Below are 17,267 nucleotides of genomic sequence, written 5' to 3'. Positions count from 1 at the left end.
TTCGTATATATTTAACTTGTATTCCGTTCCCATCATCTTTTACTCATCTTGAGCTTCAACCAGTATGGTGTATTCGTTCGATCTAGTCTCTCCCGAGCGTCGTTGTGCATTCCACTCATACGTGTATAGGGCCGTCAAGGTCCCTTGCAGAACACCCGTTTGTTCAGGAGCAAGTTGCACAAGATAAGCAAACTCTTTTACCGATCCTGCGCCGAGCTCACCAATGTGAAGATACCTTGGAGTCGAATATTCGGGGACATTTAACTGCATCGGACCACTCTCCTGCCCCACCCATTTAGCTCCCTGAGGCAGAATATTGCCCAACTGCACGCGTGCAGGCAACGAACCCGTATTACTGACACTTACGTTGAAAGTGACCGTGCCTCCCTGCTCAACAATAGGGGGAAATACCTCCACATGAACCTGAATGACAGGCAATCTGACCTCCAGAACAGCTTCATTTGAGATAAGTCTGCGTTGAACTCTACGAGAATCCGGCAAGCGGAATGTGTATAGTAATACGGCGCGATTCACATAACTGTGTTGCGTGGAAATCACTGCCCCGGCCACTTCGTTCTCCACCTGAGCTTCAAATTGAATATGTAGCTCGGAGCGGGCAGTTAATGTGCCCAAGTTTATCCCTGTATTCGGGTTCGAACCTGGACGTTTGACTCCATTCCAGCTGAGACTACCTTCAACAAAGACTAGCGCCGCAGGCAAAACATCCTGTAGTTTGGCATCCACCGCATAATTGCTTTGGTTGGACACGGTGATATGATATTGCGCCGTATCTCCTGATGTCGTTATTACAGGAGAGACCGTTTTGACAACAGAAATTTGAGGTTCAACAATAATCAGTGTGACCACATTGGAATATACTACTTCTTGTTTCCCTGCAGTAATGTATCTTAAGACAGCTTCACTTGATAATTGATCCGGCGCTTGTGAACCTGTCGCCTGAGTTACAGTTACCTGTACTCGATACTGCACTCGAACCACACTTCCTGGCCCGATATTACCAAGATCAATTCCAGCATCCGGTGTGACTTGTGGTGCGAACATATCGTTAATCGTCACACTTGCCGGGATAAAGATGGCACCTTGGGGTAACCTCACTGTTAATACGGCATCAGTCGCTGCGGCAAACCCCGGATTGCTCACCAGCACCGTATACATCAAGATATCTCCAGCAAACGTGTTGCTTCGGTCCACTTGCAAACTTACTTCGAGCCGCGATGTTTCGATACGAACTTCAACAACGTTGGACTTTTCCGTCCCGTTAACCGTTCTGTTGTCTGTTGTGACAAACTCATATTTCACTTCCGCCTGGTTCAATAACGTGAGATTCTCAGGCACTCGCACAATAACGACTTGAAAATGATAGGTCAGCACTGCACCAGGTGCTATTTCTGCCGGAGGTAATCCCTGCGTGGGTGACACTCCCGGCAACGGGATGCCATCCCTCAGCACGCTGTTCGGCAGAAGCGAGGTTTCCTGAGAGAGCGGGTCTACCACACGGACAATTGCCGTGCGGTTTCCCGTGTTTACAATCTCAATCTGATAAGTCAGAGATTGGCCCAAGGCTGCTGTCGTTACATTGCATTGTTTGCTTACCTTAAGCCTGGGGCCGATCCATGGTGTCACAACGGTGTTGGAATAAGCCACCTGTTCCAGTTCAGTCGTACCCGAGCTGAATCGAACCAGGGACTGATTCTTTAACCAGTGGGACAACGTACCTGGAATTTCGCTCATATCACCACAACCTCTACATTGAATGTAACTGTAGTAGAAGCTCCAGCAGCAATGGAACCTAAAGTTATACCCGTATTCGGATTACCCGTCGGTCTCGCCACACCGTTCACGACAACGCTCCCCGGCACAAATACAGTACCGACAGGTACCGGGTCGACCATAACCACGTTATTCACCGTTTCGATGCCACTATTGGTCACCACTACCGTATACGTGATTACATCACCAACGACAGCATCAATCGCACTAGTGCTCTTGGCAACAACTACATTTGGAGCTGATACAGGAATGATAAGTACATTGGATGATACCGTTCCCGATAGTACGCGTCCGTCTGGCGGACTAAACGTATAATTTGCGACTGCTTGGTTGCTCAACTGCTGATTTTGAGGCAACGAATCGACCGTTACGCCCAGGGTGACCGTAACGTTTACAGAGCCACCAGGGGGGATGTTGCCTACGACGATACCCGTTTCGGGATTAGCCCCCGGCTGCGGAACACCATCGATCAGAACACTGTTCGGGAGAAGCACCGCACCAGTTGGAATGTTATCTGTTAATGTAAGGTTGGCAACAAGGTTACCGCTGTTGTTAATTGTAAATGAATACACGATGTCGTCACCAACCGTAGCGTTGGATGTGCTTGCTGTTTTGGAAACGGCAATAATGGGCTGATAGATTGGAGTAACAACCGTATTGGAATACGCTGCTCCGGAGAACACACCTGATGTAAAACTTACGGAAGACTGGCTGCTGACTTGCGGCGGCGTCGGAAGTGAGTTAACACGGACCGCGTAGGATACCGCAACCGACTCCCCAGGAGCCAGCGTACCGAGTGCAATGCCAAGTGCCGGGTTCGCCGAAGCACGAGGTATGCCGTTAACCAGCACACTTCCCGTAACAAAAGTGGTCGCCGGATCGATCGGGTCTGTCAGGACGATATTGTTGACCGGGTCTATACCACTGTTGGTCACAACCATCTCATAAACAATGGTGTCGCCTACGACGGCATCTGTAGATGTTGTTGTTTTCACAACAGTGACATTCGGTGCAGAGACTTGAATAATCAGAGCGTTCGAAGTAATACTTCCCCCAAGTGTTCTTCCATCCGGTAACGTATACGTAAAGGTTGCTGACGCCTGATTTGTAATGGACTGACTTACGGGTAGCGTTGTGATGACGATTGAAAAAGTGACGATGGTCGTAGTGGAGACCACACCAAGTGAAATTCCAGAAGCAGGGTCAGCGCCAGGCGCCGATGCCCCATTAATTACGACACTGTTCGGCACAAACTCTGTACCGGCAGGAATGGTATCGGTCAGTGTCACAGAAGCACCATAGTTTCCGGTATTTGTGACAGCAATGCTATAGATTACCGTATCCCCCACCGTGGCAATAGCTTGATCCCCTGTTCTAACTGCAGCCAAAATAGGCTGATATACCGGGGTTGATACCGTGTTGGAAAACGTAGTCGCTGAGAATGCTCCTGAGGTAAAACTTACCGTTGATTGATTGTTCAATATTGCCGGTGAAGGCAGACTTGTCACACTTACACTAAATACAACGGTTACGGTAGCTCCAGGTGCAATGGAACCCAAAGTAATGCCTGTGGAAGGATTTGCATTGGGTCGTAGCACTCCATCCACAAATACACCGCTAGGCGCGAGTACTGTACTTGCAGGCAAAGCATCGGTAAATATGACATTGCTGACATTGGCAATTCCATTGTTGGTCACTGCAATGCTGTAGGTTACGATATCCCCCACAGAAGCGGCTGTGGAAGTGGTGGATTTGACAACATTTACGTCAGGAGCCGACACCGGGATTGTCAGTACATTAGAGAGCACGGATCTGTTGATAGTTCTCCCATCTGGCAAGGTGAACGATAAAGCAACTGAAGCCTGATTCACAAGTTGTTGCGGGCTTGGAAGTGTGTCTATGACAACCGAAAAAGTAATCGTCGTTGTCGCACCGGCTGCAACCGCCCCGGCAGGAATACCCGTTGTCGGACTGGCAGCTGGCAGTGGCTGACCATTGACGATAACACTGTTCGGCACAAGCACTGTACCTGCTGGCAAATTATCGGTCAGGTTAATCTGCGCTCCATAATTCCCCTGATTATTCACACTAATCGTATAACTGACCGTATCACCTACGGTGGCATTCTGAGTACTGGCTGTTTTCTGAGCGACTAATACGGGCTGGAATACCGGAGTTAAGACGGTATTCGAGAACGTTGTACCCGAGAATGTTCCGGAAGTGAACGTAACCGTTGACCGATTACTCAACTGATTATTCGTAGGAATTCCGTTAACAATGACGCTAAATGTAACGGTTACCGTTCCGCCTGGTGCAAGGGTACCTAGCGGTATTCCACCTGACGGACTTGCTGCGGGTTGTGCCACACCATTTATCGTTACAGTGCCTGGAACAAATGAAGCACCAGACGGAATCGGGTCAGAGAACTGCACACTGTTGACAGGTGCAATACCGCTATTAGTCACCAATACGGAATAAACAATGGTATCTCCCACGGTTGCAGCGGTAGATACCGTGCTTTTAACTACACTTACGTTAGGCGATGAAACCGGAAAAGTAAGTGTGTTGGACGTTGCCGTTCCTGTCAACGTTCGACCGTCAGGCGGCGTAAATGTAAACGTCGATGAAGCAAAGTTACTAAGTTGTTGCGGAGATGGCAAAGTATCCACAACAACCGCAAACGTTACAATGGCTGTTGCCCCTGCCGCTACAACGCCTACCGGAATGCCAGCGCCTGGCGTAACTCCCGGCTGCGGTACACCCGAGACAACAACACTATTGGGCACAAGGGTTGTCGCTGCCGGGATCGTATCCGTTACGGTAACATTTGCTTGCAGATTTCCGGTATTGCTCACCGTTATCGTATAAACAACAGTATCTCCCACGGTTGCATTGATGGTGTTTGCCGTTTTGACTAGTGCAATTTGCGGCTGTATGACAGGGGTCTGTGTTGTATTGGAAGATGATGAACCCGAGAAAGAGCCGGAAGTAAAGCTGACCGTCGACTGATTGTTAATCTGGGAAGGGATCGGCATAGTTATCCTCACCTCAAAAGTTACGGTAACTTCAGCTCCCGGGGCCAAAGTACCGATTGGGATGCCGGCGGTCGGATTGGAGAGCGGTGAAGCAATGCCGTTCACCAGGACACTTCCGGATATAAATGGGGTGTTCGAAGGCAATGGATCGATAAAAATGACGTTATTCACAGCAGTGGTTCCATTATTTCGAATCACAGAAGTATAACGGATCACATCTCCGGACACGGCATAATCAGCGTTATCCGTTTTAACGATGCTGACGTTAGGCAAAGAGACCGGAATCGTCACCGTATTGGATGGAACAAAGCCAGCAATAACTCTTCCACTTGGCAGTGTAAAGCTGTATGAGGCAACTGCCTGGTTAATTAACTGCCTTGGATCGGGCAGACTTGTGACGGTGGACAGAAAAGACAGCGTTACGGACGCTCCAGCAGCCAGTGTTCCCAGGCTGATTCCTGTATTCGGACTCACACCTGGTGACGGGTTTCCATTAATCAAAACACTGTTTGTCACAAATATGGCCCCGGCAGGAACCGGATCGGTCAGGGTAACGACTGCCGGGATATTGCCGGTATTGGTAATTTGAACATTGTAGTTGAATGTGTCTCCCACCGTCAGACTTGACGTACTTGCTGACTTCAACACTTGAATGACCGGTTGATAGACGGGGGTGTTCACCGTTACAGATGAAGACACACCGTTAAAGCTGCCTGAAGTAAAGGCGGCACTTGCCCTGTTGCTCACGACACCTGACGGCGGAACAGCAGTAATTCTAGTCTGGTACGTCACTGTAACACTCGCGGAAGTGCTCAAAGTCCCTAAGGCGATACCTGCGACAGGACTGGCATTACTTTGCACCACTCCGTTCACTGTAACCGTTCCCGCTATGAATTCGGAGCCGGATGAAGGTGTGTCGGAGAGTACCAGATTTTGTACAGTAGCCCCACCAGCGTTTGTGATAACAACCCTGTATGTGAGAGCATCTCCAACTGTGCCGTCTGTGGTGTTTACTGTTTTCGATAAGGTGATATTAGGCGCGGAAGCAGGGATACGGACGACATTGGAACTGGAACTGCCAGATAGATTTCGGCCACTTGGAAGCTGATATGTGTAAGTAGCAGACCCTTGATTTTCTAATACAGGTGGAGAAGGAATGCTAGTCAATGTGGCACGAAATATCACGGTTGCGCTTCCTCCAGGCAAAATGCTTCCCAGTGTAATCCCCGTTAGCGGACTTGTTCCTGGTCTAGCTGTGCCGTTAACCGTTACTGAATCCGGCACAAATGTAAGGCCTGCCGGAATTGTATCTGTCACATTGACTTGAGCCGCAATATTTCCTGTATTGCTGACAACGAGTGTATAAGCAAGCTGATCTCCCTGTGTTGCGTTGGTCTGACTTGCCGATTTCACAATGTTAATCACAGGCTGATACACAGGTGTGGTTATTGAATTAGAATTTGAAATGCCTGTAAATGTTCCTGAACTGTAAGACACAGAGGCCCGATTAAGAAGTGATCCTCCTGCTGGTACGGACTGCACACTTACCTGAAAAGTCACCGTTGCGGAGGTCGCTGCATTTAATGTTCCTAAAGCGATTCCGCTGGCGGGGTTAGCTGACGGCACACTTGTACCCCGAACCGTGACGCTTCCAGGGACAAAGTTCAGCCCTGTTGGAAGACTATCTGACAATATTGCATTCGTGATCGGCTGTATGCCCCCGTTGGTCGTGACCACTGAATACGTGAAGGTCTCTCCGACAGCAACATCCGTAACCGTTGCTGTTTTGAGAACCGTCACATTCGGCAGAGTTACCGGGATGGTTAGTGTGTTTGATGCCGCTGAGCCCGTGATGGTTCTTCCGTCTGGTGAGTTAAACGAATACGAAGCAGTCGCCTGATCAACCAATGTGGGCGGTGTTGGCAGGTTGGTCACCAGCACTTGAAACGTAATGGTTGTCACGCTCCCTGCAGCCAGTGTACCCAAATTGACACCTGCAGCAGGATTGGCTCCTGCCACCACCGTTCCATTGACACGGAAACTACCAGCTACATAGGAACTGCCAGCTGGGATATTATCAGCAATCGTCACACTTGCTCCTACATTTCCTCCATTCGTCACCTGAAGCGTATAGGTTACCTGATCCCCTACCGTTGCATTCGTGGTATTCGCTGATTTTACGATAGAGAGATTCGGTGAATATACAGGAAGCGTTGAATTATTGGAAGGAATAACCCCACTAATCACCGGACCACCAGCAACACTCTGAAAAGTAAATGCGGCATTTGCGGAATTGACGAGTTGTAAAGTGCTTGTATCGTTTGTAATCTGAGCTCGGTAAGTAACGACAACACTGCTATTGAGCGCCAAAGAGCCTAATGGTATACCTGATGTCACATCCAGTGTTGGCCTTGAGACACCTCCTACCGTAATGCTTCCAGGTACAAAGGTTAAACCGACAGGCAGCGTATCCGACAGAACCACACTGGCTGCACTAGCCGAGCCACCATTCGTAATGGTCGCTGTATACGTGACTGTATCTCCGGCAACTGCGCCCGTTGCTATAAATGACTTCGCGACAGTAATCCGCGGTGCGTTAATATCGACCTGAATGGCGTTACCATTCACGATGTACGCATCCCCTGATGTGGTAAGTGTCAAGACAGCTGAAGACTGATTGTTAATCAGCCTTGCGGACACATCCACATTGGTAATATCCCAGCCCTGACGTCCCCCGACAATATTGGTCCCGGGTGCTCCATTAATCTGGTTGCGAGTTCCAAAGGTACCTGTCGTATTCAGGGCACCCGAATCCCCATTAATTTGTGACGCAAAAAAATTGGCCGCTAGATTGTTGGGCCCGGACAATGCAACTGAAGTTGCGGATGTCGCTCCAAATAACGCCTGATCTCCTGTGCGGTTCGCATCCCCTTCCTGTGCACTGAAGAGCGCCCTGCCCCCCAAAGCTCCTGAGATGGGTGTTGCAAAACCAGTAAGCGTCGTAACAACCGGTGCCGAACTAGCTTGAACCAGTACTCCTCCCGCACGTAAAGACATGTTACGAAAAGGTAGATTTCCATTTTGATAAATAACGCCCAGCGTCCAGCCTGCATGATTCGCTGTAGCATCATTGGTGATTACAATCGTTCCTACGACTCCCCCGGTGACATATGTACCTGCTCCCCCATTTTGTACAAGGGTGGTCACGTTAGCCGATCGGACATACCCCGCTGCGTTGTTGCCAAGGTCGAACTGATTATATGTGGCCGGGTCAGGCGTAACACTGGATGTGCCCGCAGGGGTAGTAAACGTAACCGGGTTATTGATTGCCGAACTGAGGTTAACCGTCCCGTTAATATAACTCCCGCCCCAGATCAACTCCGCATAAAGAACAGTACTTCCCGCAGGCAGAACCAGAATCGCTGCTGAGCTGTTGCTTTGGTACAGACTGGTTGTACCTGCCGGGTACGTTCCATAAGTGGAAGCCGTATTAATCGTTGTAAATCCTCCGATACTGTCTTGCGTCCCTGGCACTCCTGCCGTTTCAGAACGGCTTAGTCCAAGTGTATTGCCCGTGAACGTAATTGCACCTGTAGCGTTGACAGTTGAACGAACGACAAGAGGAATGGATTTCACCTCCCCTTCAGCGGAAAATGGGAATTCTGCAACAGAGCCTGTTATCAGTCTATGATTCAAAGTAAGGGAATTTGTATGTCCACTTCCGAAAGTTTGGATATTCTATGGATTATTATGTAAGGTTTATTATCATGTTTAAAATTTTATCCCTTGCGTTTTGCTGATTCTATCTTATAATCTACTTATACGAGAGCAATCTGTCGTATCATTTTGATGCAGTCAGCGGTGATTTATGAACAGTTCAGCAGAACATAGCAGACATATTCCAAGAGAGTATGAGATCAAGCATTCCAAATGGTTACGTAAAATGCTTCATGCTTATTGGGTCGTTGTTATTGTACATTTTTTAGTTCAGATTGGTTGTTATCTTTTTTTGAAATATGATCGCGCCCCCCTGGATTTCATCGTAAACGTTTTATTTTGGCCCACAGTTTTAGCTGTTTTTTGTATTTTGCTCACCAGTTATATGGATCGAAAATTTCCTTCCTGTTCGTTCACTACAATGTCCATAACCAGTACAGTAATTGCCTGGACCATTATTCATGTTAATTACGACATTCGAATTATGCCAGCCATATGTCTTTTACCGATCTTTGCCTCTGTGTTGTTTTATGACAGCAAACGCGTTTGGTTCATTTTTTCATTACAAGTGGCAGGATATGGTCTTCTACTACTTGACCCGGTGTATCGTGCATATCTTAGCTCCTTTGACATGGTTTCCATTCCGATATTTCTGATCCTGGCCACCTATGTGGCACAAATCATTGTGACTACCGGCATCGAAGTACTGGACGATTTGCAGACAAGCATGAACGCCAAGGAAGACCTTATCGTCAGAAATGCCATCATTGCAAAACAGTCTAAAACAGACGGGTTAACGAATCTTTACAATCAGAGCTCGTTCAAAGATTATTATGAGAAGGCATTTGAGTACGCCAATCTCGGGATGAGTCTGCATTTGGCGCTGATCGATATTGATGATTTTAAAGTGATCAATGATACGTATGGTCATCGTGTGGGCGACATCATTTTGGAAAAGGTGTCCTTGATCATTCAGGAGAGCATCACGGCTAGTGACATTGCTGCGCGGTATGGCGGTGAAGAATTCGCTTTGTTAATGTTCGAACAATCCTTTGAACAAGCTTATGATCTGGTTGAGCTTATCCGGCAAAAAATTTCATTAATGGGCCATCTGGAACTTGGGGGTGCTTCCATCACCGTAAGTATCGGCCTCAAAGGATACAACCTTGATTTGAGTAAAGATAAGTTGTTTGAAGATGTGGATGCTTGCCTGTATGCTGCCAAACGTACTGGTAAAAATAAAACCGTAACCTCACTCGTTCCAGCATGATGATTAATGAGAAAGTAAATTGAAAAAAGTTGTGTGGTGTACACCCGGTCAAACGGATCACCACACAACTTTTTTTGTTTTCATACGAATCTGCCTGTTTTTTTGAACTGTGGTTCTTTCTTTATTCTGTTGCCCACTCCCAGCGATGGCGATATTGCTCCAGCCTTGGATGGACCTCGTCAGACTGACCGTCAATAATGAGGCGAAGTTCCTTGATCCAATCGGTAAAGGAGTCAAAGGATGCCCATTGATTAGCCATTTCTAAAGTCATATACAGAAAAAGAGGTGACGGGTATTCCGCTTGAATATGCCTTAAGGCTGTATCAATCGGGGTATACTTTTTGCGCTTCCCCTCTAGTCCTTCTACCCGGATTGGTGCAGATGCGTGATCACGCCGCCATTCGTGAAGACGATCCTCTCTCTTGTAAAAGGATTGTACCGCGTCTCGGCTCATTCGTTTTACCGTGCTTTCATGTAATGGGTAAAGCACTAGCTGCTTGAAAGCTCTTGCATTCATAATCGTTGCTGCACGCTCAAGCTGTTCGTTCGTTACGCTCTCAAACGAATCGTAAAAGATCAACGTGCCCTTGCGACTAGGCTGAACAGGCTCATAGCCAAAGGGTACGTTTGCATATTTTCCAGACAAGCGCCCCACCTCCCTTCTCAATTACCTCACTGTCCATGCACACCTGCCTTAATGCTCAAGTGACTCCCCACTTCATAGTACTATTATATGCTAACCCTCGTTTTCCAACTCGGAATAAAATGTGACTCTGTTCTTGCCGGCACGTTTGGATCTGTAAAGTGCCTCGTCTGCCATTCGAATAATCTCACTCGGATTGTTGCTATTTGTCGGATACTCCGCTCCTCCAATACTGCATCCAATATGAACTCGCTCATACTCAATAATGAATGGTTTGTTCAGAGTTTGAATAATATCTTGCGCATACTCCATCGCTTCCTGCCGCGGATCATCCAAGGCTGAGCGAAGTACAATCAGGAATTCATCACCGCCAAGCCGAACCGTTATACCATCCTCATGACTTAGGGCTGTAAGTCGCTGAGCAACTTTTTGCAGTAAAACATCCCCCGTCTGATGTCCCAGCGAATCGTTCACACTTTTGAAACCGTCCAGATCCAGATAGAGAAAAGTTAACGTATGATCCTCGCTCTCCATCTCCAGAGTTTCCTCAAGATACGTCTCTAGCGCTGTGCGGTTCTTCAATCCGGTCAGCTGATCATAATGTGCAAGATTCTGCATCACAACCAGTTCCGAGTCTTTATTCATGATCGAAGAAACCATGTTTCGTAGTGACCGTGACAATGCCTCAATTTCCTTCAGCCCTTTGGTCTCGGGGATGTCAATATTTTCTCCTGCACCAAGACGATCTGCAACACGGGTTAATCGAACCAGTGGAGCCGAGATGAGTCTGGAGAGAAGCCACCCAATCGGCGCAAACAAAAGCATCACAACGATGCCCGCACCGATGTTAAACCACATCAGATCAACAACGGAGGAAAAAGCTGCTGATTTACCCTGACGGATGATAATGGTCCAACCCAGTCCCGGATAATCTTTATATCCCTGGCTATAGGCTAAACCGGTAACATATTCCTTGCCATCCGGCCACTTTTCAGTGGACCAGCTGCTTTTACTGTTCCGATGATTTTCAATCTCTTCTAGTGCAAGGGGTTTACCTACCCACTCTTTGGGGCCGAGAAGCACAGTGTGCTCTTTTTTGCTAACGATAAAGAATTCAATATCCTTCTCCTCACGTTGTAAGGGAACGAGTACGGAAGCCTCGACTTCTTTGGCCCACGCCCAACTGAGATGTGCTGCTAATACACCACGAATCTGTCCATCACTATCCTTAAGCGGGAAGCTGATATCTACAAATTGCAATGGCTCTCCCGATGGATTAGGCAATAGTTTGGCGAGCAGCACCGCATTATGTACGTCTCCAATAAATTTACCCTTGATTCCTTCCTGGTACACAGGCCGCTCCGATAAATCTTCGCCTAAAAGTATTCCGTCTGTAGCGGCTAGCACTTTTCCTTTTGGATCCATGAATCCAACCCATGAAAAAGAGGGGAAACTATTTTGCAGCTGATCCAACAGCATTTGAATATCCTTGTGATTAAATTCATCATTCATAGATGCCATGTTGCCCAGAAGATTCATTTCACCAGAACGAGAGTACATGAAACGATCCAGCTTGTCCACGGTCTGTAGAGCCGTGCTTTCCAGAGAGTGCCCAATTTCGGTTTCCACCGCATCAAATGATTTTTGGCTGAAAACATATCCAATGGTTAAGATAACAAACAGAGATAACACAGCGAAAATGACGGTGAGCACCGTTCTAAGTTTAAATGACATAATTCCTCCTGCACATACGGTGAACCGCTCTTACAATCTCAATCATCCACAGCTCTGCGCTGCAAAATGATAAGAAATAGCTCTCACTTATTTTGAATTATATCGGTATTTTAGTTTGCATTTTTAATATATGCACCCATACAAAATTTACCCGAAATCACAACCGAGTTTCTTCCATTCAAAGAATAGTCACGATTCTGTATATACAAACTTGGGTTATGAATAGAGAGAGCAAGCATATCCTTAAAGGATTGCGCCTGTATGTCACAGAGAGAATGACGAGAAAAAAACATTGGGGGTGTAATTATTTGAGCCTGCTTCACATTGCTGTTATTTTGCCTTTTGTAGCTGGCATCGTTCTAGCCTTGCTACACAGACTAATCCGTAAAATTCATCTGGGATGGCTGGTACTCGTCGTACCGGCATCATTATTTGTTTATTTTGCAAGCCAGATTTCTGTCGTGTCCCAGCGTCACCCGGTATCCGGACAGATTCCCTGGATTCCGTCCCTGGACATCGGATTTAATCTATATTTGGACGGACTAAGTCTACTGTTAACGTTGCTGATCAGCGGAATAGGCGTGCTTGTTGTCTTTTATTCCATCTTTTATATGAGCAAAACAGAGGCGTTAAACCGGTTCTATCTCTACTTGTTAATGTTTATGGGCGCCATGCTTGGCGTCGTATTATCTGATAATATGATCGTGCTGTATGGATTCTGGGAACTCACCAGCATTACGTCATTTTTGTTAATTGCCTTTCATTACAAGCGTAAAGCTTCCACATCAGGTGCACAAAAATCGTTCCTGATTACGGTTTTTGGTGGATTCGCCATGCTTGCCGGATTCATGTTGATGTACCTGATGACAGGTACGTTCAGCATCCGTGCAACCATTACCGAGTGGGGACATATTCAGGACAGCCCACTATTCTTGCCGGCTCTCGTTCTTATTCTGATTGGAGCGTTCACCAAATCGGCACAATTCCCGTTCCACATCTGGCTGCCTGACGCTATGGAAGCTCCAACTCCAGTCAGTGCGTATCTGCACTCCGCTACCATGGTCAAAGCCGGGTTGTATGTAGTTGCCCGTTTCACACCGATCTTCGGCGGGCAGGGACTCTGGTTCTGGCTTGTAACTGGCGTTGGACTGCTCACACTGGGGTACGGATCATTTTTAGCAGTGAAAAAAAATGATCTCAAGGCCATTCTTGCGTATTCCACCATTTCACAGCTCGGTCTGATCATGTCCCTCTTCGGGATCGGATCTGCTGCTCTCTATTTCGGATATGGCGAGTCCTCTGCCATGTACACCGTAGCGATAACTGCTGCACTGCTCCATTTATTCAACCACGGTACCTTCAAAGCTGCTTTGTTTATGGTCGCCGGCATTGTCGATCATGAGACAGGTACACGAGATATTCGCAAGCTTGGCGGGCTGGCAGCATTCATGCCTGTCACATTCAGCCTGGCGCTGATCGGTTCACTAGCTATGGCAGGTATTCCGCCCTTTAACGGATTCCTTAGTAAGGAATTGTTCTTTCAAGCGATGGTACAGATTACAGATCTTCGTATCTTTGGAATGGGCTCCTGGAGTATTCTCCTACCTGTCATCGCGTGGCTTGCCAGCGTTTTCACATTGATCTATGCCCTGATTTTTGTGTTCAAAACATTCCTCGGTCGTAGCCGAAGTGAGTTACCTGCCGAGAAATTACATGAAGCGCCTATCGGCTTGCTCATCCCACCGATCGTTCTAGGCGCGCTGGTCATCGGTTTTGGACTCTTTCCGGATCTACTGTCCGGGTCATTGATCGAACCGGCAATGGCTGCCGTTCTCCCTTCCCTTCTGAATGGGGATGAACGCTTTGATGTACATTTCTCCTTATGGCATGGCTGGACTCCCGAATTGTTCATGACTATCGGCGTTATTGTGCTGGGGGTCATGTTATACAAGTTACTGCCACGATGGAGGAATATTTATGAGCATTATCCACAGGGATTAACGATTAACAATATGTATCATGTTGTTTTAGACAATGTACAGCACTATGCACAGAAGTGGACAGAAGCTTATATGAACGGCTCCGTCCGCAATTATCTGGTTTATATATTCTCATTTACCGTTGCGCTACTCGTTTACGCCTTCTTCCGGTCTGGTGAAAATATTACCTGGCATGTGCAGGATAATGCACCCTACTCATTCTATGAAGTCGTGTTGCTGGTCACGCTGATTGCAGCCGCCATCTCCATTCCTTTTGCGAAAAACCGATTATCTGCTGTCATTATGACCGGAGCTGTCGGCTACCTGGTTACACTGCTGTTTGTCTTGTTCCGGGCACCCGATCTTGCGCTGACGCAGATGATTGTAGAGACGGTCTCCGTCGCATTGTTCCTGCTCTGCTTCTACCATCTGCCCGAGTTACAACGTGGCAAGTCCAGCTCCCGCTATCTCACGGTGAATGCCATTGTAGCTGTTTCCGTTGGCGTTGTGATGACATTCGTCGCACTCGCTGCAAGCGGCACAGTATCCTTGGATAGCATCTCGGCTTTCTTTCTTCAGGAAGCTTACAGTTCCGCGGGTGGTAAAAATGTCGTAAACGTATTGCTGGTGGATTTCCGCGGTTATGATACATTACTTGAAATTATGGTTCTTGGCGTAGCCTCATTGTCCATCTACTCCATGATCAACCTGAATCTCGAAGCGAAGGATCTTGGAGCCCGATTGAAATTCCGTAAAAATGAGGAGAAAAAGGACGAAGAACCCGAGCTTGACGATGAAGCGGACAACACCAAAAAATACGGAAACCGCGAGCGTAGTACATTGTCCTGGGACACGGTTCCTTTGCAAAGTAATGATGTTTTGTTGCAAACCACAACGAAAGTGGTTGTGTTTATCATTTTAACCTTCTCCATGCATCTGTTCTTTGCCGGGCATCATAATCCTGGCGGTGGTTTCATCGGTGGACTCGTCACAGCTGCAGCCCTCGTACTAATCGCTCTGGCCTTCAGTACGGATACGATACGCAAAGCGCTGCCCATCGATTTTCGAAGTTTGACAGCCATTGGTTTAGCCATAGCTTTGCTTACTGGTGCAGGTTCATTCCTGTTCGGTGTCCCATTTCTCAGTCAGACATTCGGATATTTCGAACTACCCCTGCTGGGCGAAACAGAGCTTGCTACAGCCATGCTGTTTGACCTAGGCGTATACCTCGCTGTGCTCGGCGTCACCATGACTATCATTTTACAGATCGGGGAGGATCGTTGATATGGAAATTTTGATGTGTGTGGCCGTAGGCATTTTGTTTGCGGTTGCCGTCTTTCTAATCTTGTCACGGAGCCTGCTCCGTATCGTACTAGGCATGTCGATTCTGACACATGGAGTGCACCTGTTGTTAATTACGATGTCACGTCTCAAGACGGGGGCTCCTCCACTACTGGGAGAAATGGCGGAGAAATACGTTGATCCGCTCCCTCAGGCGTTGATTTTAACGTCCATTGTCATCAATTTTGGTCTGACAGCCTTCTTTTTTGTCCTTTCTTACCGTTCTTATCTGAAGCTGAGAACGGATGACATGGAAGAAGTAAGGGGGCGTCCATATGAATAATCTTGTGGTTCTGCCTATCCTGCTTCCACTGGTCACGGGCGTGATCACTCTGTTGTTCTTCCGTAAAATCAATATACAACGTTTCTTTAGCGTGATTGGTCTGTTAGCCACTGCAACGGTCTCAACCATACTCATCACACGTGTTGCCCAATCTGGCGTATTGACACTCAATATGGGTGGCTGGAAAGCACCTTATGGAATCGTACTTGTTGCCGATATGGTCGCAGCGTTGCTGGTTGTTGCTGCTTCCATCATTGCACTGGCTTGCCTGCTCTATGCTTTTCGAAGCATCAACAAGGAGCGGGAGCAACATCACTTCTATCCGTTCTTTCATTTTTTGATTGCGGGCGTGAACGCATCGTTTCTAACCGGGGATCTGTTCAATTTGTTTGTCAGCTTTGAATTGATGCTGATCTCTTCTTACGCTCTCATTGTACTCGGAGGCACGGAAAGACAGCTACGTGAAACGATTAAATATGTACTGATCAATATCGTGTCTTCTGCCTTATTTGTCGCTTCGATCGGCTTTCTGTATTCCATCACGGGTACGCTGAATATGGCTGATTTGTCGGTACGCATTGCTGAAGTGGGACAGAGCGGAGTAGTCACACTGATTGCAGTTCTTTTCTTGATCGTATTCAGCATTAAGGCGGGCTTGTTCCTGTTCTTCTGGTTGTCCGGCTCTTATGCAGCTCCGCCCGCCGTCGTTACCGCGTTATTCGCCGGTTTGCTCACCAAGGTTGGCCTGTATGCCATTGTGCGGACATTTACGTTGATTTTCTATCATGATCCAGACTTCTTTAATGCTTTGATCGGCTGGATGGCGGGTGCCACAATGATTTTGGGTGTGATTGGAGCGATCTCCTACCGTGATGTGAACAAAATTTTGATCTATAATGTCGTCGCTGGCGTAGGTTTCGTCGCGTTTGGTATGGCTGCTGCCAGCCGTAGTGCTCTGGAAGGATTACTGTTCTATATGCTGCATGACATGTTGATCAAAACACTGCTTTTCCTGCTCGGCGGTGCTCTCATTGCTGTTGCGGGAACTTCCAGGCTTGATAACATGGGTGGACTAATCCAACGTTATCCCGTGCTGGGATGGATGTTTTTCATCAGTGCGCTTGCGCTTGCGGGTCTGCCTCCGTTCAGTGGATTCCCGGGAAAATTGATGCTGTTTGAGGGCGGCTTCGAAGCCGGATTATACGGTTTAACTGGTGTTGCCGTTCTCTCTAGTCTACTCATGCTGTATTCGGTACTCCGCATTTTCATTCAGGCGTTCTGGGGTGAGCCTCCTGCAGGCATGGCAAGACGTCCCTATGCAGTGAGCGGACTGCTGATTCCTGCCGGAATTCTGTTTGCTTTTATCATCGTCATGGGTCTGGGGGCTGAAGGTATGTTTCAGCTCACGTCTCGCGCAGGTGATATTCTGCTGCATCCCAACATTTATATTGATGCCGTATTGAAGGAGTAGATG

The 17,267-nt window shown here is 47.6% G+C and carries 8 protein-coding genes; 4 read left to right on the top strand and 4 right to left on the bottom strand.

What is annotated here, in order from left to right:
• Nucleotides 1-39: 39 nt before the first annotated feature.
• On the bottom strand, nucleotides 40-1,752 hold the full coding sequence (locus ACT89M_RS12840; RefSeq protein ID WP_487345271.1) for a hypothetical protein: 1,713 nt from the start codon (nucleotides 1,750-1,752) through the stop codon (nucleotides 40-42).
• Nucleotides 1,749-8,522 carry a DUF7507 domain-containing protein gene (locus ACT89M_RS12835; RefSeq protein ID WP_487345270.1) on the bottom strand — a complete coding sequence of 2,258 codons (6,774 nt, stop codon included), beginning with the start codon at nucleotides 8,520-8,522 and terminating at the stop codon, nucleotides 1,749-1,751. Before ACT89M_RS12835 ends, ACT89M_RS12840 begins: the two co-directional genes overlap by 4 nt.
• A 442-nt stretch (nucleotides 8,523-8,964) precedes the next feature.
• Between ACT89M_RS12835 and ACT89M_RS12830 the strand changes: the two genes are divergently transcribed.
• Nucleotides 8,965-9,813, top strand: a complete 849-nt coding sequence (locus tag ACT89M_RS12830; RefSeq protein ID WP_338119248.1) for a GGDEF domain-containing protein — start codon at nucleotides 8,965-8,967, stop codon at nucleotides 9,811-9,813.
• Nucleotides 9,814-9,934: 121 nt separating this feature from the next.
• Here the strand turns inward: ACT89M_RS12830 and ACT89M_RS12825 are convergent, their stop codons facing one another.
• Nucleotides 9,935-10,459, bottom strand: a complete 525-nt coding sequence (locus ACT89M_RS12825) for a hypothetical protein (RefSeq protein WP_154958773.1) — start codon at nucleotides 10,457-10,459, stop codon at nucleotides 9,935-9,937.
• 90 nt (nucleotides 10,460-10,549) lie between these two features.
• The gene (locus tag ACT89M_RS12820; protein WP_487345269.1) at nucleotides 10,550-12,190 is read right to left on the bottom strand and encodes a diguanylate cyclase domain-containing protein; all 1,641 of its coding nucleotides are present in this window, start codon (nucleotides 12,188-12,190) and stop codon (nucleotides 10,550-10,552) included.
• A gap of 275 nt (nucleotides 12,191-12,465) precedes the next feature.
• Between ACT89M_RS12820 and ACT89M_RS12815 the strand changes: the two genes are divergently transcribed.
• Genes ACT89M_RS12815 through ACT89M_RS12805 form a run of 3 tightly spaced genes read left to right on the top strand, consistent with a single transcriptional unit; the run spans nucleotide 12,466 to nucleotide 17,264 of the window.
• A complete protein-coding gene (locus tag ACT89M_RS12815; RefSeq protein ID WP_487345268.1) occupies nucleotides 12,466-15,453 on the top strand; it encodes a Na+/H+ antiporter subunit A in 2,988 nt (995 codons plus the stop codon).
• A gap of 1 nt (nucleotide 15,454) precedes the next feature.
• Nucleotides 15,455-15,793: a Na(+)/H(+) antiporter subunit C gene (locus ACT89M_RS12810; RefSeq protein ID WP_090920602.1), complete on the top strand. Its 339-nt coding sequence runs from the start codon at nucleotides 15,455-15,457 to the stop codon at nucleotides 15,791-15,793.
• Complete coding sequence (locus ACT89M_RS12805) at nucleotides 15,786-17,264, top strand: Na+/H+ antiporter subunit D (protein ID WP_487345267.1); 1,479 nt, start codon at nucleotides 15,786-15,788, stop codon at nucleotides 17,262-17,264. The genes ACT89M_RS12810 and ACT89M_RS12805 overlap by 8 nt, the downstream gene beginning before the upstream one ends.
• The last annotated feature ends 3 nt before the right edge of the window (nucleotides 17,265-17,267 follow it).

Source organism: Paenibacillus sp. NN59, from assembly GCF_057597225.1.
This window is presented reverse-complemented; position numbering and strand designations above follow the sequence as displayed.

What these genes read in the sequence shown, in the direction of transcription:
- ACT89M_RS12840 (WP_487345271.1), bottom strand. Translation starts at nt 1,752, where the DNA reads ATGAGCGAAATTCCAGGTACGTTGTCCCACTGGTTAAAGAATCAGTCC.
- ACT89M_RS12830 (WP_338119248.1), top strand. Translation starts at nt 8,965, where the DNA reads ATGTCCATAACCAGTACAGTAATTGCCTGGACCATTATTCATGTTAAT.
- ACT89M_RS12820 (WP_487345269.1), bottom strand. Translation starts at nt 12,190, where the DNA reads ATGTCATTTAAACTTAGAACGGTGCTCACCGTCATTTTCGCTGTGTTA.
- ACT89M_RS12815 (WP_487345268.1), top strand. Translation starts at nt 12,466, where the DNA reads ATGACGAGAAAAAAACATTGGGGGTGTAATTATTTGAGCCTGCTTCAC.
- ACT89M_RS12810 (WP_090920602.1), top strand. Translation starts at nt 15,455, where the DNA reads ATGGAAATTTTGATGTGTGTGGCCGTAGGCATTTTGTTTGCGGTTGCC.
- ACT89M_RS12805 (WP_487345267.1), top strand. Translation starts at nt 15,786, where the DNA reads ATGAATAATCTTGTGGTTCTGCCTATCCTGCTTCCACTGGTCACGGGC.